16 protein-coding genes and 3 tRNA genes are annotated in these 22,695 nt (G+C 72.0%); 11 read left to right on the top strand and 8 right to left on the bottom strand.

Annotated elements, in window-relative coordinates; genetic code table 11:
• Both RCR19_RS25160 and RCR19_RS25165 read right to left on the bottom strand, forming a co-directional pair.
• Window positions 1–891 (bottom strand): aminoglycoside phosphotransferase family protein, encoded by an 891-nt coding sequence (locus tag RCR19_RS25160; protein WP_331267181.1) that lies wholly within the window; start codon window positions 889–891, stop codon window positions 1–3.
• Between the two features lie 145 nt (window positions 892–1,036).
• Window positions 1,037–2,683: a M4 family metallopeptidase gene (locus RCR19_RS25165; RefSeq protein WP_331267182.1), complete on the bottom strand. Its 1,647-nt coding sequence runs from the start codon at window positions 2,681–2,683 to the stop codon at window positions 1,037–1,039.
• A 217-nt stretch (window positions 2,684–2,900) separates the two neighbouring features.
• On the opposite strand from RCR19_RS25165, the gene RCR19_RS25170 reads away from it, so the two are divergent.
• Both RCR19_RS25170 and RCR19_RS25175 read left to right on the top strand, forming a co-directional pair.
• Window positions 2,901–3,311, top strand: a complete 411-nt coding sequence (locus RCR19_RS25170) for a gamma-glutamylcyclotransferase family protein (protein WP_331267183.1) — start codon at window positions 2,901–2,903, stop codon at window positions 3,309–3,311.
• Between the two features lie 190 nt (window positions 3,312–3,501).
• Window positions 3,502–4,410: an intradiol ring-cleavage dioxygenase gene (locus RCR19_RS25175; RefSeq protein ID WP_331267184.1), complete on the top strand. Its 909-nt coding sequence runs from the start codon at window positions 3,502–3,504 to the stop codon at window positions 4,408–4,410.
• Here the strand turns inward: RCR19_RS25175 and RCR19_RS25180 are convergent.
• Window positions 4,390–6,567, bottom strand: coding sequence for a molybdopterin oxidoreductase family protein (locus tag RCR19_RS25180; RefSeq protein WP_331267185.1), 2,178 nt, complete (start codon window positions 6,565–6,567; stop codon window positions 4,390–4,392). The two genes, RCR19_RS25175 and RCR19_RS25180, sit on opposite strands and share 21 nt — an antisense overlap.
• Before the next feature lie 128 nt (window positions 6,568–6,695).
• Window positions 6,696–7,391, bottom strand: a complete 696-nt coding sequence (locus tag RCR19_RS25185) for an ElyC/SanA/YdcF family protein (protein WP_331267186.1) — start codon at window positions 7,389–7,391, stop codon at window positions 6,696–6,698.
• Between the two features lie 277 nt (window positions 7,392–7,668).
• Here RCR19_RS25185 and RCR19_RS25190 point away from each other — a divergent pair, with 277 nt between their 5' ends.
• The 5 genes from RCR19_RS25190 (at window position 7,669) to RCR19_RS25210 (ending at window position 15,123) form a co-directional block, all read left to right on the top strand.
• Window positions 7,669–8,571: a sirohydrochlorin chelatase gene (locus RCR19_RS25190; protein ID WP_331267187.1), complete on the top strand. Its 903-nt coding sequence runs from the start codon at window positions 7,669–7,671 to the stop codon at window positions 8,569–8,571.
• A gap of 85 nt (window positions 8,572–8,656) precedes the next feature.
• Window positions 8,657–10,030, top strand: coding sequence for a deoxyguanosinetriphosphate triphosphohydrolase (locus RCR19_RS25195; protein ID WP_331267188.1), 1,374 nt, complete (start codon window positions 8,657–8,659; stop codon window positions 10,028–10,030).
• A 104-nt stretch (window positions 10,031–10,134) separates the two neighbouring features.
• Window positions 10,135–11,400 (top strand): FAD-dependent oxidoreductase, encoded by a 1,266-nt coding sequence (locus tag RCR19_RS25200; RefSeq protein WP_331267189.1) that lies wholly within the window; start codon window positions 10,135–10,137, stop codon window positions 11,398–11,400.
• Between the two features lie 141 nt (window positions 11,401–11,541).
• Entirely contained in the window at window positions 11,542–13,449 is a 1,908-nt protein-coding gene (dnaG, locus tag RCR19_RS25205) for a DNA primase (RefSeq protein WP_331267190.1), read from the top strand.
• Window positions 13,450–13,830: 381 nt separating this feature from the next.
• Window positions 13,831–15,123: an RNA polymerase sigma factor gene (locus RCR19_RS25210; protein WP_331267191.1), complete on the top strand. Its 1,293-nt coding sequence runs from the start codon at window positions 13,831–13,833 to the stop codon at window positions 15,121–15,123.
• A gap of 35 nt (window positions 15,124–15,158) precedes the next feature.
• On the opposite strand, the gene RCR19_RS25215 is transcribed toward RCR19_RS25210, so the two are convergent.
• The 4 genes from RCR19_RS25215 to RCR19_RS25230 form a co-directional block, all read right to left on the bottom strand.
• The gene (locus RCR19_RS25215) at window positions 15,159–17,087 is read right to left on the bottom strand and encodes an ABC transporter ATP-binding protein (protein WP_331267192.1); all 1,929 of its coding nucleotides are present in this window, start codon (window positions 17,085–17,087) and stop codon (window positions 15,159–15,161) included.
• A complete protein-coding gene (locus RCR19_RS25220; RefSeq protein ID WP_331267193.1) occupies window positions 17,087–18,820 on the bottom strand; it encodes an ABC transporter ATP-binding protein in 1,734 nt (577 codons plus the stop codon). The genes RCR19_RS25215 and RCR19_RS25220 overlap by 1 nt, the downstream gene beginning before the upstream one ends.
• Before the next feature lie 226 nt (window positions 18,821–19,046).
• Window positions 19,047–20,492 (bottom strand): FGGY family carbohydrate kinase, encoded by a 1,446-nt coding sequence (locus tag RCR19_RS25225; protein ID WP_331267194.1) that lies wholly within the window; start codon window positions 20,490–20,492, stop codon window positions 19,047–19,049.
• Between the two features lie 117 nt (window positions 20,493–20,609).
• Window positions 20,610–20,915, bottom strand: a complete 306-nt coding sequence (locus tag RCR19_RS25230) for a YtxH domain-containing protein (RefSeq protein ID WP_331267195.1) — start codon at window positions 20,913–20,915, stop codon at window positions 20,610–20,612.
• 165 nt (window positions 20,916–21,080) lie between these two features.
• Here RCR19_RS25230 and RCR19_RS25235 point away from each other — a divergent pair.
• From RCR19_RS25235 to RCR19_RS25250, 4 genes are all read left to right on the top strand, one after another.
• Window positions 21,081–21,153: transfer RNA gene (locus RCR19_RS25235), tRNA-Asn, on the top strand.
• Window positions 21,154–21,158: 5 nt separating this feature from the next.
• Window positions 21,159–21,231: transfer RNA gene (locus RCR19_RS25240), tRNA-Asn, on the top strand.
• 166 nt (window positions 21,232–21,397) lie between these two features.
• Window positions 21,398–21,471, top strand: a tRNA-Ile gene (locus RCR19_RS25245).
• Between the two features lie 286 nt (window positions 21,472–21,757).
• Complete coding sequence (locus tag RCR19_RS25250; protein ID WP_331267196.1) at window positions 21,758–22,681, top strand: alpha/beta hydrolase; 924 nt, start codon at window positions 21,758–21,760, stop codon at window positions 22,679–22,681.
• Window positions 22,682–22,695 lie beyond the last annotated feature (14 nt).

Genomic DNA, 22,695 nt, shown 5'->3' on the forward strand with positions numbered 1-22,695 from the left:
TCAGCCGTTCAGTGCCTCGGCCGCCGCCCGATGGCCCACCGCCGCGAGCACCGGATTGGTCGTCCGGTAGTAGTGCTCCGCCATGAGGCCGAAGCACAGCGCCCAGCCGCGCCCCCGCTGCCAGGTGGCGTCGTCGGCCTCGGCCGCCTCACGGAACAGGTCGCGGGTACCGGCCGTGAAGACCGCCCACGCCGCCAGCGTGTCGGCCGCCGGGTCGCCCACGCCCAGGCCACCGAAATCGATCACCGCGGTGAGCCGGCCGGCCGAGGTCAGCAGATTGCCGGGCAGAAGGTCGCCGTGCAGCCAGACGGGACCGCCGCCCCACGGCGGCAGCCGGATCACCTCCTCCCACAGCGCCGTCGCCGCGGCCGGGTCCACGCTGCCGCAGGCGCCCAGGTCGCGGATCGCCGCGCGGACGTACGCGTCGTTCGCCCCGACCGGTCCGCCGCGCCAGGAGGCCGGGCCGCCGGTGGCGTCGATCCTCCGCAGCGCCACCACGAAACGGCCCAGCCGGACGGCGGCATCGGCGAGTTCGGTGATCGGGGCGTCGTAGGCGTTCTCGCCGTCCAGCCAGCGCAGCACCGACCACGGCTGCCCGTACCCCGGGGCAGGCTCCCCCCTGCCGAGCGGCACCGGAACCGTCAGCGGCAGATGCGGGGCGAGCCGGGGGAGCCAGCGCTGCCTCTCGGTCACCTGCCGGGCCCCGTCGGGCCGCCGCGGCAGCCGCACGACCATGTCGTCGCCCAGCCGGAACATGGCGTTGTCCGTCCCGGCCGACGGGACCCGGGCGACGGGCAGGCGCGCCCACTGCGGGAACTGGTCGGCGACCAGACGGCGCACCAGGGCGTCGTCGACGTCGAGTTCGTCGGCGTGCATCTTCGTGGTGGGCATGGGACTCCGTGGGGCCGTGGACCGGTCGGGTCCCGGAGCGTAGGCGCACCGGGACCCGACCTGCCACGGTTTTTCGCCGGAACCGGAGCCGGAGCCGGAGCCGGAGCCGGAGCCGGAGCCGGAGCCGGAGCCGGAGCCGGGTCGGTCAGCCCACGCCCACCGCGGTCCACGCCGCCGCCACGGCGTTGTACTCGGTGCTGCCTGCGCCGTAGAGGTCCTTCGCCGCGCTCAGCGTCGCGGTGCGGGCGCCCGCGTAGTCGGTCGAGGAGGTCATATGGACCGTCAGGGCCCGGTACCAGATCTTGCCGAGCTTGTCCCGGCCGATGCCGGTGACCGTCGAGCCGTTGCAGGTGGGGGAGTTGTAGGACACCCCGTTGAGTGTCTTCGCGCCACTGCCCTCCGCGAGCAGGTACGCGAAGTGGTTGGCGACGCCCGAGGAGTAGTGGACGTCGAGGTTGCCGACCGACGAGCTCCAGCAGTCCGCGGAGTTCCCGTCCTTCGACGGCTTGTCCATGAACCGCAGGGCCGGTTGGCCGAAGCCCGAGCGGACGACCTTCTCGCCGATGAGGTAGTCACCGAGGTCGGAGGAGTTGTTCGCGTACCACTCCACCAGCGTCCCGAAGATGTCCGACGTCGCCTCGTTCAGGCCGCCCGACTCACCGGAGTACGTCAGCGCCGCCGTTTTCGACGTCACACCGTGCGACATCTCGTGGCCCGCCACGTCCAGCGCCACCAGCGGGCCGAAGGTGCTCCCGTCGCCGTCGCCGTACGTCATGCAGAAGCAGGTGTCGTCCCAGAAGGCGTTGTTGTAGTTGGTGCCGTAGTGCACGCGGTTGTACGAGCCCTTGCCGTCGCCCGCGATGCCGTTGCGGCCGTGGACGTTCTTGTAGTAGTCCCAGGTCTCGTCGGTGCCGTACTGCGCGTCCACCGCCGCGGACGAACGGTCCGTCGCCGCCCCCGTGCCCCAGTGGTTGTCCGAGTCGGTGAACAGGGTGGCGGGTGCCCGGCTGAGGCAGATCCCGAGGAAGCAGAGGTCCGTCTTGTTCGCCGCGTCGCCGGTGTAGGTGTTGCCCCGCGTGGGGTCCTTGAGCTGGTACGTGGAGCCGGACTGCGTGGTCTCCAGGGCGACCGTGCCGCTGTAGAGGGACTTCCCGTCACCGGTCGCCGTCTCGATGCTGTCCCAGGCGTCGATCTGCTTCCCGGTGCGGGCGTCCGTGAGGACGGTGCGGGCGACCGGGTTGCCGAGCGAGTCCTGGCCGACGACATCGGTGCGCCAGGCGAGCTTCGGCGCGCCGTGCAGGGCGTCGACGACGAGCTGCGGCTTGGCGGTCACGCGCTTGAGCAACTCGCCGGCGTTCACGGCGCGCAGCGCGGCGGTGGCCAGGTCGGCCGCCTCGGGTGCCTTGACCGTGGGGGTGGTCGTCGGCACGGTGATGGCTCGCCCGGTGGCCCGGTCCGCACTGCGGTATGAGCCCCCGGGGGCGAGGTGGACCACGAAGTCCCCGCCGAGGACGGGGAGCTGACGGTATGTCCGGTCGTAGCGCACGTGCTGGCTGCCGTCGGCGTCCACGACGACGTCCCGTACGGTGGTGCTCTGTGCCGAGGTGAGGCCGAGGCGCGCCGCCTGGTGCACCAGTGCCGTCGTGGCGTTGGCGATCGCGGTGGCCCGGTCGGGTCTGTCGGCGGCGCCGGCGGGCGCGGGGGCGAGGGCGGCGGCCAGCAGGACCGCGGTGGTCGCGGCCGTGCCGGCCGCGGCGAGGCGGGAACCTCGGATGTGCCGTATCCGACTCATCGGTCTCCTCGGGAAGGCGCGTGGGGGCGCATGTGGGGGTCGGGGGCGGCGGCCCCGGACGTCCCACCGGTTTAAGGGTTCATGACATGTCATGTCCATAGCGCGTTCGAGGAGATGTGTGAGGGGGGTGAAAATCGTTGCTGCAGGGACTCGGCACGGGTGCGGAAGGAAGACCGATCATGGTGGCGGCCCATGGGATCGACCGAGGAGCGGGCAGGTGAGACTGCCGTTCTTCGTGTACGGGACACTGCGCCCCGGTGAGCGTTACCACGACGAGTTCCTGCGCGGGCGCACCCGCTGCGAGGAGCCGGGGCTGCTGCCCGGGGCCCTGCTGTACGACGGCCCCGGATACCCCTACGCCGTGGAGCAGCACGGCGGCACGGTAACCGGTGAGATCGTCACCGCGCTGCCCGAGGCGTACCGCGAACTGCTCGACGCCCTCGACCGGTTGGAGGAGTACGTCCCGGGCGACCCCCGCAGTCTCTACGAGCGGGTGGACCGGGAGGTGACGGCGTCCGACGGCAGGGTGGTCCGGGCGTGGGTGTACCTCGCCGCGCCCGCCGTCGCGGCGCGACTGCGCGCGCACGGCAGACGGATCGAGGGCGGGGACTGGCTGGCCCGCCCCTGAGACGGAAGCCGAAACGCCCCCGCTGGGGAGGAGCCGCCGGGAGGCGCCCTTCCCGGTCCCCGATGGATCGACACCGGCGGCACGGTGTCCCGGGGCGGACGCGGCCGCCCGGGCAGCGGGGTCGCTCGTGCGGGCGACCGGGCCGTGATTCCCCTCCCACTGCAAATCCGTGCGTCCTAGGGTCCCGGTCATGACCGACAGGGACATCTCCCGGCGGCGGGTGTTCGCGCTGGGCGGCGCCGCGGGTGCCGTCCTGGGACTCGGGGCCGGCGCCTGTTCCTCCCCGACCCGCGGCTCCCGCGCCCCCGGTTCCCGCACGGCGCCGAGCCCCGGCGCCGCCGGTGAGTTGTGCGTGCTGACACCGGGCACCACGGCAGGGCCGTACCACCTCCGGGGAGCGCCCTTCCGCAAGGACATCACCGACGGCAGGCCGGGAGTGCCGCTCACGGTACGGCTGACCGTGCGCGACGAGCCCCACGCCTGCGCCCTCCTCGCGGGCGCGGCCGTCGAGATCTGGCACTGCGACGCGCAGGGCCAGTGCTCCGGCTCACCCGGCGGCACGCGGGCAGGGGCGTGTCCGAGGGGCCTCCAGCAGACCGGCGCCGACGGCGTCGCCGAGTTCGTGACCGTCTTCCCCGGCTGGTACGCCTCGCGCGCCCCCCATATCGACGTCAGGGTGCACACCGGCGGCCGGAGGGGTGCAGGCACCTACGAGGGCGGCAGGACCAACTGGACCGGCCAGCTCTTCTTCGACGACCGCCATGCCGACGAGGTGTACGCGAGGTCCCCCTACACCCGGCACAAGGGGACGCGCGTCCGGCTCGCCCGGGACCAGGTGTACCGCGGGGGCGGTGCGAGGGACGGGCTGATGGCCGTCACCGGGGATATGGACACAGGGCTGCTCGCGACCCTGACCGTCGGGATCGACACCACACGCGAGAGCGGCGGGACAGCCACCGGCGACAGCGCAGGACCGCCCGCCTCCCCGTCCCCGGCCGGGACGCCCGGTGCCCCGTCGGCGACCGCCCCTGCCGGGGGAGCGGTATCGAGCACGTCGCCGGACAGCGCCGCGAGCGCCTCACACACGCCCGGCCCCTGAGCCGTCCTCGGGGGCGCCTCCCACACGTTCCAGCCTCACCGCGCACACCTTGAACTCCGGCATGCGGGAGGTGGGGTCGAGAGCCGGGTTCGTCAGGGTGTTGGCACGGCCCTCGCCCGGCCAGTGGAACGGCATGAACACGGTGTCCGGCCGGATGGCCGGGCTGATCCGTGCGGGCGCCACGGCCCGGCCCCGCCGCGACACCACGGCCACCGGCTCGCCGTCCGCCGCGCCGAGCCGCTCGGCCAGCCGAGGGTGCATCTCCACGTACGGGCCGGGCGCGGCGGCGTTCAGTTCGTCGACGCGTCGCGTCTGCGCGCCGGACTGGTACTGGGCGACGACCCGTCCCGTGGTCAGCAGTACCGGGTAGGTCTCGTCGGGTTCCTCGGCGGAGTCCCGGTACGACACGGCGGCGAACCGCGCCCGCCCGTCCCCGGTGGCGAACCGGTCGAGGAACAGACGAGGCGTGCCCGGGTGGACGGCGGACGGTGACTCCTCCTGCACCGGATCGTCGGTGAGCACACCCGGCGACACACCGGCCCGCGAACCGGGCGGCGCCGGGCACGGCCAGAACACGCCGTTCTCCTCGGCCAGTCTCCGGTAGGTGATGCCCGAGTAGTCCGCGGGGCCGCCCGCCGTGGCGCGGCGCAGTTCGTCGAAGACCTCCTGCGGTTCCACGGGGAAGCCCTTCTCCACGCCGAGCCGGGCGGCCAGTTCGTGCAGCACCTCCAGATCGCTGCGGATCCCGGCCGGCGGGCTCAGCGCACGTCGGCGCAGCAGGACCCGGCCCTCCAGGCTGGTCGTCGTGCCCGTCTCCTCCGCCCACTGCGCGACCGGCAGCACCACGTCGGCCAGCCGGGCCGTCTCCGAGAGGACCACGTCGGCGACCGCCAGGAAGTCCAGCGAGCGCAGCCGCTCCTCGACATGGGCCGCGCGGGGCGCCGACACCACGGGGTTGGAGCCCATCAGCAGCAGGGCACGGATGTCCGTGCCCAGCGCGTCGAGGAGTTCGTACGCGCTGCGGCCCGGGCCCGGCAGGGTGTCCGGATCCACCCCCCAGACCTCCGCCACATGCCGGCGTGCCGCCGGGTCGGTCAGCTTGCGGTAGCCGGGCAACTGGTCCGCCTTCTGGCCGTGTTCGCGGCCGCCCTGCCCGTTGCCCTGGCCGGTCAGGCAGCCGTAGCCGGAGTACGGGCGCCCCGCGCGGCCGGTCGCAAGGCACAGGTCGATCCAGGCGCCCACGGTGTCCGTGCCCTTGGACTGCTGCTCGGGTCCGCGCGCGGTCAGCACCATCGCGCTCTTCGGTGCGCAGAACAGCCGTACCGCCTCGCGCAGTCGGGGGACGGGCACCCCCGTGATCCGCTCCACGTACTCCGGCCAGTGCGCCATCGCGGCGGCCCGCGCCTCCTCCCAGCCGCTGGTGCGTTCCCGGACGTAGGCCTCGTCGGTACGGCCCTCGGCGACGACGAGGTGCAGCAGACCGAGCGCCAGCGCCAGATCCGTACCCGGCCGGGGGGCCAGATGCAGGTCGGCCTGCTCGGCCGTGCGGGTGCGGCGCGGATCGACGACGATCAGCGTGCCGCCGTTCTCCCGCAGTTCCGTCAGATGACGCAGAGCGGGGGGCATCGTCTCCGCGAGGTTGGAGCCGACGAGGATCACGCAGCCGGTGCGCGGGACGTCCTCCAGCGGGAACGGCAGCCCCCGGTCGAGCCCGAACGCCCGGACGCTCGCGGCAGCCGCCGACGACATGCAGAACCGCCCGTTGTAGTCGATCTGCGAGGTGCCGAGCACCACCCGGGCGAACTTCCCGAGCGCATACGCCTTCTCGTTCGTCAGGCCGCCTCCGCCGAACACCCCGAGCGCGTCGGGACCGTGTTCCGCGCGCGTCCGGGAGAGCCCCTCCGCGACGCGGTCCAGGGCCTCGTCCCAGCCGGCCGGCCTGAGCACGCCCTGTGAGCGCACCAACGGCGAGGTCAGCCGCAACTCGGGGGACAGCAGGGCCGGCGCCGTCCTGCCCTTGCCGCACAACGCGCCCCGGTTCACCGGGAAGTCCGCGCGCTCCGTCACCTCGACGGCTCCGCCGGGCAGGAGCGTCAGATTCATCCCGCACTGAAGTGCGCAGTACGGGCAGTGGGTGGGCGTCGAGGTGGTCCGCATGCCGCCCAGCGTGCCGATGCCGTGTTTCGTACCGGGCCGCCCGCCGTTACACCGCCGGGACCGGGACCTCCCCGCGGGGCGTGCGGCCGCGTGAGGTCCGGCGCGGCGGGTCCCGGATCCGCCTTGTTTCAGCCCCGCGCCGCGGCCAGCGCCTTGGCGACGCCGTGCTCCCTGGGGCCGAGGAACCGAGGCCCCGGGTGGAACAGCACGTCGAGGGCGGCCTTGCCCGCCGCGAAGATCTCCCGGGTGCCGCCGTAGTACCAGGTCACGTCGTGCTTGTCGTCGACGCCGACGCCGTACGAGGTCACGCCCGCCGCCTGGCACAGGGCCACCGCGCGCCGGATGTGGAAGCCCTGGCTGATCAGGACCGCCCGGTCCACACCGAAGATCTTCTTGGCCCGGACGCAGGAGTCCCAGGTGTCGAATCCGGCGTAGTCCGTCACGACCCGGGCACGCGGCACGCCGTGCCCGGCCAGATAGTCGCGCATCGCACCCGGCTCGTCGTAGTCCTTGCGGCTGTTGTCGCCGGTGACCAGGACGACCTCGATCCGGCCCGCCCGGTACAGCCGCGCCGCCGCGTCCAGCCGATGGGCGAGATACGGCGAGGGCTCGCCGTCCCAGAGACCGGCGCCGAAGACGACGGCCACCTCCGTGCGCGGCACGTCCGCGGTCGTGCGCAGCCGGCTGCCCGTGGCCAGGTACATCCACGTCGCCGGCAGGAGCGCCAGCACGCACAGCAGGACAAGAACCTGTACGGCCCGGCGTCGCCCCGCGCGCGTACGCGGCAGCCTCGGCCGGCGGATCCTCAGGCGCGGCAGGCCCATCGGCACGCGTCCCCCCAGGTCGATCGCTTCACCGTGTCGCCAGTGTGGACGCAGCGTACGGTGATCCGGTTCGCCCGAACCGCGAGACATGCCTCACGCGAACCGCCGCCCTCCCGCGCCGTGTCGTGCGGACGCACCCGCGCCTGTGGCTCCGGGGCGTGCGCGCAACCGACCGCGCCCGCCTCACACCACCGGTCCCCGTGCTGTGAAACCCCGGAAAACAACCCGGTCATGGCCGTGCAACGGGGCGGCAACCTCCCCCCGGCAGGATCGCTCCATGACGGCGTCGAACCCTTATCGCGACGAGTCCCACGCCAGCCCCGGCGGGCTGCCGCCCGGTGACGCACACCTCGACAGTGCGGCGCAGCTCATGAACCGGATCGGCAGTCAACTCGGCACCCGGCTCGGCCTCGTGTCCCTCGACGGCACCCGGCGGCCGGCGCCGCCCGCGCTCGTCCTCGTGGCGCACGGCAGCCGTGACCCGCGGGCCCTGTCGACCGTGCGCACCCTGGTCGAGCGCGTCCGTGAACTGCGCCCCCTGCTGCCGGTGCGCCTCGGCCACATCGAGCTGAACGAGCCGCTGCTGCCCGACACGCTGGCCTCGCTCGGCGACGGCCGCACCGTCCTCGTACCGCTGCTGCTCGGCCGCGGCCACCACGTCAAGCGGGACATCCCCGAAGCCGCCGCCGCGGCGCGCGCGGAGACCCGGGTGGCCGCCCCGCTCGGCCCGCACCCCCTCCTCGTGGAGACCCTCTACGCCCGGCTGGTCGAGGCCGGCTGGCGCACGACGCTCAGTGACGCCCGGCGCCGGGCGAGCGCCGTCGTGCTCGCGGCCGCCGGTTCCCGCGACCCCGACTCCGCCGCCGACACCCGGCGCACCGCGCGGCTGCTCGCCGAACGCCTCGGCGTCCCGGTCGTCCCCGCCTACGCCTCCGCCGCCACGCCCACCGTCGCCGGCGCGGTTCGCGCGCTCACCGCCCGCGGGCGCCACCGGATCGCCGTCGCCTCCTACTTCGCCGCGCCCGGCCGCTTCGCCGCGGAGTGTGCCGCGGCCGCCCCGTGGATCGCCGCGGCCCCGCTCGGCGCCCATCCGGCGATGGCCCGTCTTGTCCTGCACCGCTACGCGCAGACCCTCGCGGCCCCGGAAGCCGCCGCCGAACACGCGCTGACCTCCGCCTGAACGACCGGCTCCACGGCGCGAAACGGCCCGGCGGGAGACGGACGCCCACATCCCGATTGCCGCCCGCTGCGTTTACTGTCGGGTCATGGACGGCACTGCACCGAAGGCCTGCGAGACCTCCGCGCGCTACGAGAACGGCTCGGCCGGCTCGGCGTACGACTCCGCTGCGGCCGAGCGCTGGGCGCCCGAACCCGACAAGCGCCCCGGCCGCACCGCCTTCCAGCGCGACCGCGCGCGGGTGCTGCACTCGGCGGCACTGCGCCGTCTGGCGGGCAAGACCCAGGTCGTCACGCCCGGCACGATCCCCCAGGTCCTCGGTCTCGCCCGTCCAGGGGGGACCCTCGTCGAGACCTGGGACGCCAGCCCGCGCACCCGGCTCACCCACTCGTTGGAGTGCGCCCAGGTCGGTCGTGAGCTGGGCGCCGCCCTCGGCTGCGACCCCGACCTCGTCGAGGCCGCCTGCCTCTCCCACGATCTGGGCCACCCGCCGTTCGGGCACAACGGCGAACAGGCACTGAACGAGTTCGCGCGGGACTGCGGCGGCTTCGAGGGCAACGCCCAGTCCCTGCGCCTGCTCGCCCGCATCGAGCCCAAGCGGTTCGTACGGAGCGAGGACACCGGCGATTTCGTCAGTGTGGGCCTGAACCTCACGCGCGCCGCCCTCGACGCCGCCACCAAGTACCCCTGGCCGCGCGGCGCCCACCCCACCGACCCGGCGTCCCGGAAGTTCGGCGTCTACGAGGACGACCGCCCCGTCTTCGACTGGGTCCGCAAGGGTGCCCCGGGCCACCGCACCTGCTTCGAGGCCCAGGTCATGGACTGGTCCGACGACGTGGCGTACTCGGTGCACGACTTCGAGGACGGCCTGCACGCCGGGCACATCGACCCGGGCTGTCTGCACGCCGACCCCGAGCGCGAGGCCGTCTTCGCCGTCGCCCGGGGGCGGTACGTACCCGTGGACACCGACCCCGAGGAGCTGGCGGAGGCCCTCGACCGGCTGCTCGCCCAGGAGTGGTGGCCGAGCGGCTACGACGGATCCGCCGTCGCCCAGGCCCGGCTCAAGGACGCCACCAGTCAGCTCATCGGCCGCTTCTGCCTGGCCGCGGAGGGCGCCACCCGGTCGGCGTACGGCAGCGGGCGTCTGACCCGGTACGCCGCCGAGCTCGTCGTCCCCGCGGACGCCCGCATGGAGTGCGCGGTCCTGAAGGCGGTCGCCGACCTGTACGTGATGCAGCGCGCCGAGCAGGAGCGGCTGCGTGCCGACCAGCGCGTCGTGGTCGCGGAGCTGGCCGCGGCGCTGACCGCGCGGGCACCCGAAGGGCTCGATCCGCAATTCCGGGCGCTGTTCCAGGAGGCGGCCGACGACCGCGCGCGCAAAAGGGTCATCGTCGACCAGATCGCCTCGCTCACGGACGCCTCGGCGCGGTCCCTGCACGAGCGGCTGACGGGGCGGACCTGAGCCGGACGTGATCGGGAGTGGCCTGATCGGGCCACTCCCTCTTCCCGCTGCACGCTGCGTGCGGGACGCTCGCATATGGCGACATCATTAATAGGAGGCATCAAGTGGTCGACGCGGATCAGACATTCGTCATCGTCGGAGGAGGTCTTGCCGGTGCGAAGGCGGCCGAGACACTCCGCGCGGAGGGCTTCACCGGCCGCGTGATACTGATCTGCGACGAACGGGACCACCCCTATGAGCGGCCGCCCCTCTCCAAGGGCTATCTGCTCGGCAAGGAGGAGCGCGACAGCGTCTTCGTCCACGAGCCCGCCTGGTACGCGCGCAACGACGTCGAACTGCATCTCGGCCAGACCGTCGACGCCATCGACCGCGGCGCAAGGACGGTCCGTTTCGGCGACGACGGCACCCTTGTCCACTACGACAAGCTGCTGCTCGCGACCGGCGCCGAGCCCCGGCGCCTCGACATCCCGGGCACGGACCTCGCCGGTGTGCACCATCTGCGGCGCCTCGCCCATGCCGAGCGTCTCAAGGGCGTTCTCACCTCGCTGGGCCGCGACAACGGCCATCTTGTGATCGCGGGTGCCGGCTGGATCGGTCTGGAGGTCGCCGCGGCCGCCCGTGAGTACGGCGCCGAGGTCACCGTCGTCGAACACGGGCCGACCCCGCTGCACACGGTTCTCGGCCCCGAGCTGGGCAACGTCTTCGCCGAACTGCACCGCGAGCACGGCGTCCGCTTCCGCTTCGGCGTGCGGCTCACCGAGATCGTCGGCCAGGACGGCATGGTGCTGGCCGCCCGCACCGACGACGGCGAGGAGCACCCCGCGCACGACGTGCTCGCGGCGATCGGTGCCGCGCCGCGCATCGGGCTCGCCGAGGCGGCGGGCCTGGAGATCGCCGACCTCGCACAGGGCGGGGGCGTGGTGGTGGACGAGCAGCTGCGCACCTCCGACCCCGACATCTACGCCACCGGCGACATCGCCTCCCTCCACCACCCCCTCTTCGGTACCAGGCTGCGTGTGGAGCACTGGGCGAACGCGCTGAACGGCGGCCCGGCGGCGGCCCGCGCGATGCTCGGGCGCGAGGTCACGTACGACCGGCTGCCCTACTTCTTCTCCGACCAGTACGACCTCGGGATGGAGTACTCCGGATGGGCGCCGGCGGGATCGTACGACGAGGTGGTGATCCGGGGCGACGCCGGGAAGCGGACCTTCATCGCCTTCTGGCTGAAGGAGGGGAGGGTGCTGGCGGGGATGAACGTCAACGTGTGGGACGTCACAGAGCGAATTCAGGACCTGATCCGGTCGAGGTCCGTCGTGGACCAGGACGCCCTGGCGGACCCGGGTGTGCCGCTGGAGAGCCTCGTCCCGTGATCCGGAGGCCGCCGTTCGCGGCCCGCGTGCCGTGATCCCCCCGGGGCAGCGCGTCTGCCGGCCGCCGTGCGGCGGGCCGGCCCCGGCGGGGGCCGGCCGTCCCGCCCCAGGAGTGTCGGTCCTGCCCCGTAGAATCACCTCGTGGCAGGACGGATCAACGACGAGGACGTGAAGGCGGTACGGGACGCGGTCCCGATCGACGCCGTCGTGTCCGAGTACCTCCAGCTGCGCAACGCGGGCGGCGGCAACCTCAAGGGCCTGTGCCCGTTTCACGACGAGAAGTCCCCGTCCTTCCAGGTCAGCCCGAGCAAGGGCCTGTTCCACTGCTTCGGCTGCCAGGAGGGCGGCGACACCATCACGTTCGTGATGAAGGTCGACCACCTCTCCTTCTCCGAGGCGGTCGAGCGCCTCGCGGCCCGCGCGGGCATCACGCTGCGGTACGAGGAGGGCGGGTACAACCCGACCCACCAGCGCGGCGAGCGCATCCGCCTCGTCGAGGCCCACCAGCTGGCCGCCCAGTGGTACGCCGAGCAGCTCGACGCCGGACCCGAGGCCGAGGCGGGGCGGGCGTTCCTGGCCGAGCGCGGCTTCGACCAGGCCGCAGCGGTCCACTTCGGCGTCGGCTACAGCCCCCAGGGCTGGGACCACCTCACCCGCTACCTGCGGGGCAAGGGCTTCAGCGACAAGGAACTGCTCCTGTCGGGACTGTCCCAGGAGGGCCGGCGCGGCCCCATCGACCGGTTCCGCGGCCGGCTGATGTGGCCGATCCGCGACATCGGCGGGGACGTCGTCGGCTTCGGCGCGCGGAAGCTGTACGAGGCGGACAACGGGCCCAAGTACCTGAACACCCCCGACACGGCGATCTACCGGAAGTCCCAGGTCCTCTACGGCATCGACCTGGCGAAGAAGGAGATCGCGAAGTCGAGCCGGGCGGTCGTCGTCGAGGGCTACACCGACGTCATGGCCTGCCACCTCGCGGGTGTCACCACGGCCATCGCCACCTGTGGCACGGCTTTCGGCGGCGATCACATCAAGATCCTGCGCCGGCTGCTGATGGACAACGGCTCGGCACGGGTGATCTTCACCTTCGACGGTGACTCGGCCGGCCAGAAGGCCGCCCTGCGGGCCTTCGAGGACGACCAGAAGTTCGCCGCCGAGACGTACATCGCGATCGCGCCGGACGGCATGGACCCCTGCGAGCTGCGCCTGGCCAAGGGCGACGACGCGGTCGCCGACCTGGTCCAACCCCGGACACCGCTGTTCGAGTTCGCGCTCCGCCAGATCCTCGGCCGCTACGACCTGGAGACCCCGGCCGGGCGCGCCGCCGCGCTGGACGAGGCCGCGCCGGTCGTCGCCCGCATCAAGAACAGCGGTGCCCAGCACGAGGTCGCGGTGCAGCTCGCGGGCATGCTCGGCATCCTCGACACCCAGTTCGTGGTCAAGCGGGTGGCGCAGCTCGCCCGTTGGGCGCGTGACCGGGGCGGCCGGGGCCCGGCGCCGGCCGGGCACCGTGCCCCGCAGTCCTACCAGGCGGCCTCCCGCCCGGCGGCGACGGGTCCGGCGCTGAACCTCCGCAACCCGGTCTACGCGACCGAGCGCGAGCTGCTCAAACTCGCCCTGCAGAGGCCGGAGCTGGTCTCTCCGGCATTCGACGCGTACGGGGTCGACGAGTTCACCGCGCAGCCGTACGCGGCGGTCCGCGAGGCGATCCTGGAGGCCGGCGGCGCGGAGTACGGCGCGCAGGACCCGCAGGAGTACCTGGTCCGCGTGCGCGAGGCGGCCCCCGACGACACGGTGCGCGCCATGGTGACGGAACTGGCGGTCGAGGCGATCATGCTCCGCAAGGAGGTGGACGAGACCTACGCCGGCGCCCAGTTGGTCACGGTCCGCCGCCGCGCCGTCGAACGCCGCATCCGCGACGTCCAGAGCACGCTGACCCGCCTGGGCGCCTACGCCGACCCGGCCCATCTGTCCGCTGTGCAGAACGAACTGTGGGTGCTGCAGCAGTACGACCAGGCGCTGCGGGAACGCGGGGCCGCGTCGCTGTGAGCGCCGCCGCGCGGAGTCCCCGGCCCTCCGGGGCCGGCTCGGGCGCGGTGATCCCGAGGTGGTCGAGGGTCGCGGACCGGCCCGCGACCGGGGACCGCGACATCGTGCCGTGCCCGGCGAGGACCCGGCCCTGTTCGGCTTGAGCGGCGAGGTCGGGCGTCGCGGCCTGCCGTTCCAGGACCTCGTCCGGCGCGCCCCGGGTGCCTCGGGACTACGCCGCGGCTCCTCGTTCCCGCTCGTGTGCCCCAACTTCCCCGGTGCCCCCGGTTGTCCGGTGTGACGGTCAAACGACCTGAGTAACCGGCCGGTCACGCACCGGACTCAAAAAGTGGACGCACGCCCCTCGTGGCAGCGATGTGTCGTACCCCACACTGGGGTGCGGTGCCTGAGTCCCCGGAGCGCGGCCGGCCCGCCCATGGCGGGTCCGACACCCCCGCGATTCCGCTCAACGACTACGGGATGGCCGGCGGGCGGACCACCGGCCCCATCCCCGACGTACCGCTGCCGCATGCCTCAGCAGCGACATTCCTGGAGGTCGCCCCCGTGCAGACCCAGACCCTCACACAGACCGACATCCGTACGGACGAGCCGGATGTGCAGACCGACGTCCTCGCGGGGGTGCCTCCGCAGAGCCGGCCCGCGCACCACCCCGAGACGGAGGACGAGCCGCAGGAGCCGCCCGAGATCGAGGAACCACCCGCCGGTGAGGTCTCCGAGGCGCCCGAGCCCGCCGAACCGCTGCGCGGCCGCGCCGACACCAGCGCGCCCTCCTCGGACCTGTTCCGGCAGTACCTGCGCGAGATCGGCCGCATCCCGCTGCTCACGGCCGCGGAGGAGGTCGAACTCGCCCGCAGCGTGGAAGCCGGTCTGTTCGCCGAGGAGAAGCTCGGCAACACCCCCGACCTGGACACCGAACTCGCCCTGGACCTCGACCGGCTCGTGGTCATGGGCCGGGTCGCCAAGCGCAGGCTCATCGAGGCCAACCTGAGGCTCGTCGTCTCGGTCGCCAAGCGCTACGTCGGACGCGGGCTGACCATGCTCGACCTCGTCCAGGAGGGCAACCTCGGCCTGATCAGGGCCGTCGAGAAGTTCGACTACGCCCGCGGGTACAAGTTCTCGACGTACGCGACCTGGTGGATCCGCCAGGCGATGTCCCGCGCCCTGGCCGACCAGGCCCGCACCATCCGCGTCCCGGTCCATGTCGTCGAGCTCATCAACCGGGTCATCCGGGTCCAGCGCCGCATGCTCCAGGAGCGCGGCTACGAGCCGACGCCGGAGGAAGTGGCCGCCCACCTCGAACTGCCCGGCGAGCGGGTCAGCGAGGTGCTGAGGCTCGCCCAGGAACCCGTCTCGCTGCACGCGCCCGTGGGCGAGGAGGACGACGTGGCCCTCGGGGATCTCATCGAGGACGGCGACGCCGCGAGCCCGGTCGAGTCCGCCGCGTTCCTGCTGCTCAGGGAGCACCTGGAGGCGGTCCTCTCCACCCTCGGTGAACGGGAGCGGAAGGTCGTGCAGCTGCGCTACGGGCTGGCCGACGGCCGCCCCCGCACGCTGGAGGAGATCGGCCGCATCTTCGGCGTGACCCGTGAGCGGATCCGCCAGATCGAGTCGAAGACGCTGAACAAGCTCCGCGACCACGCCTTCGCCGACCAGTTGAGGGGCTACCTGGACTGACAGGGGACCGCCCGCAGGGGGCGGTCCCCCCGGAATCAGTCGACCTCGGCCACCGCCTGGGCGAACTGCGCCTTGTACAGCCGCGCGTAGGCGCCGTCGGCGGCCAGCAGCTCGCTGTGCGAGCCCTGTTCGACGATCGACCCGTTCTCCATCACGAGGATCGTGTCCGCGTCCCGGATGGTCGACAGCCGGTGCGCGATGACGAAGGACGTCCGTCCGTGCGCCAGCTTCGCCATCGCCTTCTGGATCAGGACCTCCGTCCGGGTGTCCACCGAACTCGTCGCCTCGTCCAGCACCAGGATCACCGGGTCGGACAGGAAGGCACGCGCGATCGTGATGAGCTGCTTCTCACCCGCGCTGACCCCGGTGCCCTCGTCGTCGATCACGGTGTCGTAGCCGTCCGGCAGCGTGCGGACGAACCGGTCCGCGTGCGCCGCGCGCGCCGCCTCCTCGATCTCCCCGCGCGTGACCTCGCGCGCGGCACCGTAGGCGATGTTGTCCGCGATCGTGCCCCCGAACAGCCAGGTGTCCTGGAGCACCATCCCGATCGAGGCCCGCAGCTCGTTCCGGGACATCTTGGCGATGTCGACCCCGTCGAGCGTGATCCGTCCGCCTCTGACCTCGTAGAACCGCATCAGCAGGTTCACCAGCGTGGTCTTCCCGGCGCCCGTCGGGCCGACGATCGCGACCGTGTGCCCCGGCTCGACCTTCAGCGACAGGTCCTCGATGAGCGGCTTCTCGGGGTCGTACCGGAACGACACGCCCTCCAGCGCGACCCGGCCGCGCAGTTCCTGCGGCCGCAGTCCCTCCTCGGGGTCCGCGTCCTGCTCCTCCGCATCCAGCAGCTCGAAGATCCGCTCCGCCGAGGCGACACCGGACTGCACGAGGTTCGCCATCGACGCGACCTGCGTCAGCGGCATCGAGAACTGCCTCGAGTACTGGATGAAGGCCTGGACGTCACCGATGGACAGGGCACCGGACGCGACCCGGAGACCACCGACCACGGCCACCAGCACGTAGTTCAGGTTCGACACGAACATCATCAGCGGCTGCATCACACCGCTGTTGAACTGCGCCTTGAACCCGGCCTCGTAGAGCTTCTCGTTCTGCTCCGCGAACAGTTGGGCCGACTCCTCCTGGCGTCCGAACACCTTCACGAGCGTGTGCCCGGTGTACATCTCCTCGATGTGTGCGTTGAGCGCGCCGGTCGTGCGCCACTGCTGCACGAAGTGGGGCTGCGAGCGCTTGCCGATCCGCGTGGCCACGACGAAGGAGAGCGGCACGGTCACGAGGGCGACCAGCGCCAGCAGCCACGACACCCAGAACATCACGATCAGCACGCCCACGATGGTCAACAGCGAGTTGATGAGCTGCCCCATCGACTGCTGCAGCGTCTGACCGATGTTGTCGATGTCGTTGGTGGCGCGGCTGAGCACCTCGCCGCGCTGCCGCTTGTCGAAGTACGACAGCGGAAGCCGCGACAGCTTCGCCTGCACCTCCTCGCGCATGCGGTAGACGGTCTTGTTGATGGCCCGGTTGGAGAGCCGGGTGGAGACCGCCATCAGCAGACCGGCGAACAGGAAGGCGACAAGGGCGAGCAGCAGGACCCGTCCCACGGCGTCGAAGTCGATGCCCTTGCCGGGGGTGAAGTCCGTGCCGGAGAGCATGTCGGCCATGCGGCCCTCGCCCCGCCTGCGCATGGACTCGAGGACCTGCTCCTTGCTCATGCCCGCCGGCATCTGCCGGCCGATGATGCCGGCGAAGACGAGGTCGGTCGCCCTGCCGAGGATCTTCGGGCCGATCACGGACAGCCCCACGCTCAGCACACCGCAGACCAGCATCGCGATCATGAGGGTGCGTTCGGGCTTGAACAGCGACAGGAGCCGCTTCCCGGACCCCTTGAAGTCCATCGAGCGCTGGTCCGGGCTGCCCCCGGCCATCATGCGTCCCATGGGCCCGGCCATCAGGCAGCCTCCGCTTCCGTGAGCTGGGAGAGCACGATCTCCCGATACGTCTCGTTGTCCGCCATCAACTCGTGATGGCGCCCGGTGCCGACGACCCGGCCCTCGTCGAGGACGACGATCCGGTCGGCGTCACGGATGGTCGCCACCCGCTGGGCGACGATCACCACCGTCGCCTCGGCGGTCTCCTGCGAAAGCGCCGCGCGCAGCGCCGCGTCGGTCGCGTAGTCGAGCGCGGAGAAGGAGTCGTCGAAGAGATAGATCTCCGGGTGCTGGACCAGAGTGCGGGCGATCGCGAGGCGCTGCCGCTGGCCGCCCGAGACGTTCGTCCCGCCCTGGGCGATGGGGGAGTCCAGACCGTTCTCCAGTTTCGACACGAACTCCTTGGCCTGCGCCACCTCCAGCGCGTGCCACAGTTCCTCGTCGGTCGCGTCCGGATTGCCGTAGCGCAGATTCGTGGCGACCGTGCCCGCGAACAGGTACGGCTTCTGCGGGACGAGCCCGACCGTCCGCGCCAGCAGCTTGGGGTCGATCTCCTGGACGTTCACCCCGTCCACGAGCACCTCGCCCTCGGTGGCGTCGAAGAGGCGGGGCACCAGACCGAGCAGGGTCGACTTGCCGCTGCCGGTGGAGCCGATGACGGCGGTGATCTCGCCGGGCCGCGCCACGAGGTCGATGGCCTTGAGGACCGGCTCCTCGGCACCCGGGTAGCGGAAGCCGGCTTCGCGGATCTCCAGGTGGCCGTGACGCCGCAGCTCGGACACGGGTGCGAGGGGCGGAACGACGCTCGACTCCGTGTCGAGCACCTCCTCGATGCGCTCGGCACAGACCTCCGCGCGCGGCACCATCATGAACATGAAGGTGGCCATCATCACGGACATGACGATCTGCATGAGGTAGGCGAGGAACGCCGTCAGATCGCCGATCTGCATGCCGCCGCTGTCGATGCGGTGCGCGCCGAACCAGACCACCGCGATGGAGGAGAGGTTGACCACCGTCATCACGATGGGGAACATCAGCGCAAGAGTCCGGCCGGTCTTCAGGGACACGTCCGTGAGGTCGGTGTTGGCGCCCCGGAAGCGGTCCTTCTCATAGCCGTCGCGGACGAACGCGCGAATGACGCGGTTGCCGGTGATCTGCTCGCGCAGCACCCGGTTCACCGTGTCGAGGCGGACCTGCATGCTGCGGAACAGCGGGCGCAGCCGGCGCACGATCAGCGTCACGGAGACGCCGAGCACCGGCACGACCGCGACCAGCACACCGGACAGCGGCACGTCCAGACCGAGCGCCAGGACGATGCCGCCCACGCACATGATCGGCGCCGACACCATCAGGGTGAACGACAGCAGGACGAGCATCTGCACCTGCTGCACGTCGTTCGTGGTGCGGGTGATCAGCGACGGCGCGCCGAAGTGGGCCACCTCGCGGGAGGAGAAGGACTGCACCCGGTCGAAGACGGCGGCCCGCACGTCCCGGCCGAGGGCCGACGCGGTACGGGCGCCGAAGTAGACGGCGCCCATGTTGCACACGACCTGGCCGAGAGAGACCGCGATCATCAGACCGCCGAAGGTCAGGATGTAGTCCGTGTCCCCCTTCACGACACCGTTGTCGATGATGTGCGCGTTGAGGGTGGGCAGGTAGAGCGTGGCGCAGGTCTGCAGCAGCTGCAGGAGCACCAGCAGGGTGATCGGGTTCTTGTACGGGCGCAGGTGGGCCCTCAGAAGTCGTATGAGCACGCGGGATCTCTCGGAGTCGTCGGCGGACGGCGTGGCAGACGGTGCTGCACCACCCCCTATCGTCGAACATTCCACCCGCGTTACCTCAACCGATTTATCCAACGGCGGCTGAACTACTGACCTGGATTCAGTCATGAACCGCGGACGGAGCGGGGCTGGGTCAGGTGGCGTAGCGGACGCAGCCGCACGGGTACGACGCCCGGCGAGCCGTACGACGGAGCCCGCACTAGGCGCGGAACGCCCCCGGATGCGTCTGCTCCCGTACGGACACGTACTGCTGCCGCACGGCCTGGCCCACCGCCAGTTCGTCGCCCGGCTCCAGGACCTGGGCGACCGCGCCCTGCCAGACCGGCGGGGTGCGCGGGTCCAGGGTCCCCTGCGACACGCCGAGGGACCAAGCCGCCTGCCGGGCCGCGCCGATCGCCGCGTAGTCGGCCGGCTGGGGCACCACGACCTGCACGCCGAAGAGCGCGGGCGCCGCCGCCTGCACGGCGGAGAGCTCCGCGGCCGCGCCGAGCAGGAAGACCCGGCGCACCTCGACCCCTCGTCCACGCAGCACGTCCAGCGCGTCCGCGAGCCCGCACAGCATGCCCTCGAAGGCGGCCCGCGCCAGGTGCTCGGGCTTCATCGACTCGCGCCGCAGTCCGGCCAGGGTGCCCGCGGTGTGCGGGAGGTTCGGGGTCCGCTCGCCTTCCAGATAGGGCAGCAGGACGAGCCCGTGCGAGCCCGGCGTCGACTTCATCGCGAGGTCGGACAGGCCCTCCAGGTCGGGCACGCCGAGCAGTTCGGCGGTTCCGCGCAGGGTGCGCACGGCGTTGAGCGTTGTCACGACCGGCAGATGCATGCCCGTCGCGTCCGCCAGGGAGGTGATCATCCCGGTGGAGTCGACAAGTGCTTCCGGGTGCACCGCCATCACCGATCCGGAGGCTCCGAGGGAGACGACCGCGTCGCCGAGCCCGATGCCGAGGCCCAGGGCGGCGGCCATGGTCTCGCCGGTGCCCGCGGAGATCAGCAGCCCCTCCGGTGTCGTCCCGGCGGCCTCGGACGGCCCCAGCACCTCGGGCAGCCCGGCCTGGTGCCCGAGCGCCAGCTCCACGAGGTCGGGACGGTAGGCGCCGGTCGCCGCCGACCAGTACCCGGTGCCCGAGGCGCCGCCGCGATCCGTGGTCCTTCTCACAGGACGGCCGAGCAGCTGCCACACGAGCCAGTCGTGGGCCTGCAGGAGTACGGAGGCGCGCCGCGCATTGTCGGGCTCGGCCTTGGCGAGCCAGCGCAATTTGGTCACGGGCCGAGCGGCCTGCGGCACACAGCCGACGGCCTCGGCCCAGGCCTGCCGTCCGCCGAGCGCGTCGATGAGGTCGGCCGCCGCGACCTGCGCCCGCTTGTCGCCACCGACCAGCGCCGGCCGCACCGTGGCCCCCTGGGAGTCGAGCGGGACCAGCGCGTTCTGCTGCGACGACACGCCGATGGCCTGCACGCCTTCCAGGAGGCCACCGCCGGCGGCTTCACCGAGGGACAGCAGCCAGGCCTGCGGATCGACGTCGGAGGGACGGCCGTCACCCTCCACCGGATGCGGCGCGTATCCCTGCCTGAGCACGGCGCCCGTTTCCGAGTCGCAGACGACGATACGAGTGAAATCGGGCGAACTGTCCAACCCGGCGACTATCCCCATGGCGGAAATTCTGCCGTACGGAGGGGGCCGGGCGCGCCTCGCCGGGAGGAGTGGGACGGCGCGCCCGGCGCGGCGGATGCCGACGGCCGGCCGGGCGGAGCCTGCGGCCCGGGGCGATCAGGTGTTGCTGGTGCCCCAGTCGTCCTCGACGCTGCCGTTCGCATTCCGTTCACGAAGCGAGCGGACCCGGCCCGCGACCGAGGCGGGCATACGGTCGCCGACCTTGTCGCTCACGGCGTGGAACGCCTTGCCGGCGATCTCGCGTCCCTGCTGGGCCGCGGTCTCGGCCGTGTTGCGCACGGCCGGGTTCTGCGCGACCTGGCGGGCCGACTTCTTCAGCTGCTCGTACCGTTCTCGCCCGGCCCGTGTGCCCAGCACGTAGCCCAGAACCAGCCCGGCGACGAACGTGAGCCGATAGCGCATGGCGGCCACCCTTCCCTTGCGTCTGCGTCGTCCCTTTGCGTGGGCATCGGTCGTGGGGAGTACGGATTGGCGGAGCACCCCCCTGCTTGCGCTAATGTATGTGTCGCAGCGAGCGCGCGCTCCCTGGCGAATACCCAGGTAGGTACGTTCGATGCAACGATGCATTCCTCCGTAGCTCAATTGGCAGAGCAGCCGGCTGTTAACCGGCAGGTTACTGGTTCGAGTCCAGTCGGGGGAGCTCGGTCCTCCGTAGCTCAATTGGCAGAGCAGCCGGCTGTTAACCGGCAGGTTACTGGTTCGAGTCCAGTCGGGGGAGCGCTGAACGAGGGCCCCACAGGGGTCCTTTTTCATGTCCGCAGGAACCGTCGCCCGCTCGGTGGAGTCCTCAAGGTCATGCGTAGCCGACCATCCGAAGCAGGAGATCGTATGAGCGGCTATGCTGCGGCAGACGGCGCGTACACATGTACGCGACGCGCCGTAACGGGGCGGTAGCTCAGCCGGTTAGAGCAGCGGACTCATAATCCGTCGGCCGTGGGTTCGAGTCCCACCCGCCCCACCGCACGCTACGCGTGGAGAAACGATGCGATCGGCGGATCCGCTCGTCACGCCGAACAAGTCTCGGGCCCCGGGACGGCTTCCGGTGGCGTCGGCCGCTCGTTTCGCCGGATGTGTACCCGGTCGGAGGAACGCCGCAGGGGCCGGCCGCTCATGTCCCTTCCCCGGCCCTCCCGGACGATCGCTCGCAAGGTCCGGCTGACCTGCTGATTCGTTTCGCGGTCCGGGACTTGGGGCAATCTCCTGGCAGCGTCCCGGTCCATGGACCGAGGGAGGGGAGCGCGGCGGTGCCTGACCATGTGCGGACGGCGGACGGGCGTCGATTACGGGTGGACATCACGGGGGACCCGCGCGGACGCCCCGTGTTCCTCCTGCACGGCATGCCCGGCAGCCGCGTGGGGCCCAGGCCCAGGTCGATGTTCCTGTACCAGCGCGGAGCCCAGCTCATCAGCTATGACCGTCCGGGTTACGGCGGCTCCGACCGCAAGCCGGGCCGCCGGGTGGTGGACGTCGTCCAGGACGTGGCGGTGGTCGCCGACGCGCTGGAGCTCGACCGCTTCGCGGTGGTCGGCCGCTCGGGCGGCGCCCCGCACGCGCTGGCGTGTGCCGCACTGCTGCCGCACCGGGTGACGCGCGCCGCCGCGCTCGTCGGTCTCGCCCCGCGGGACGCGGAGGGACTCGACTGGTTCGCGGGCATGGCGCCGCACAACGTGGACGAGTTCCATACGGCGTTCACCGACCCGGAGCGGTTCGCGGCCCGCCTGATTCCGCGGTCGGCGGCGATCCGGCGTGATCCGGCCCGGCTGCTCGAGGAGCTGCGGCGCGACCTCACGGACCTCGACCGCCTGATCGTGTCGGACACGGCGATGCGCTCGATGATGTTGCGCAACTTCCGGGAGGCATTGAGGAATTCGCCGTACGGGTGGATCGACGACGTGCTGGCGCTGACCGGGCCCTGGGGCTTCGACCCCGCCGACATCCGGGTGCCCGTCCTGCTCTGGCACGCGGCCAAGGACGTCTTCTCCCCCGCCTCCCACGCGTCCTGGCTCGCTGCCCGCATTCCACGCGCGAGGACGGTCGTCGACCCCACGGCAGCGCATTTCACCGCCCTGCGGGCGCTGCCCAAGGTGATCGACTGGCTCATCGAGGACGTCGTCGTCCGGCCCTCGGGAACGACCGGCCCGGGGGCGCCCCACGGCGGCGCGTGGTGACAGCGGGGCGTCCC

Source organism: Streptomyces sp. WAC07094 (genome assembly GCF_036320405.1).
GTDB classification, from domain to species: domain Bacteria; phylum Actinomycetota; class Actinomycetes; order Streptomycetales; family Streptomycetaceae; genus Streptomyces; species Streptomyces lannensis.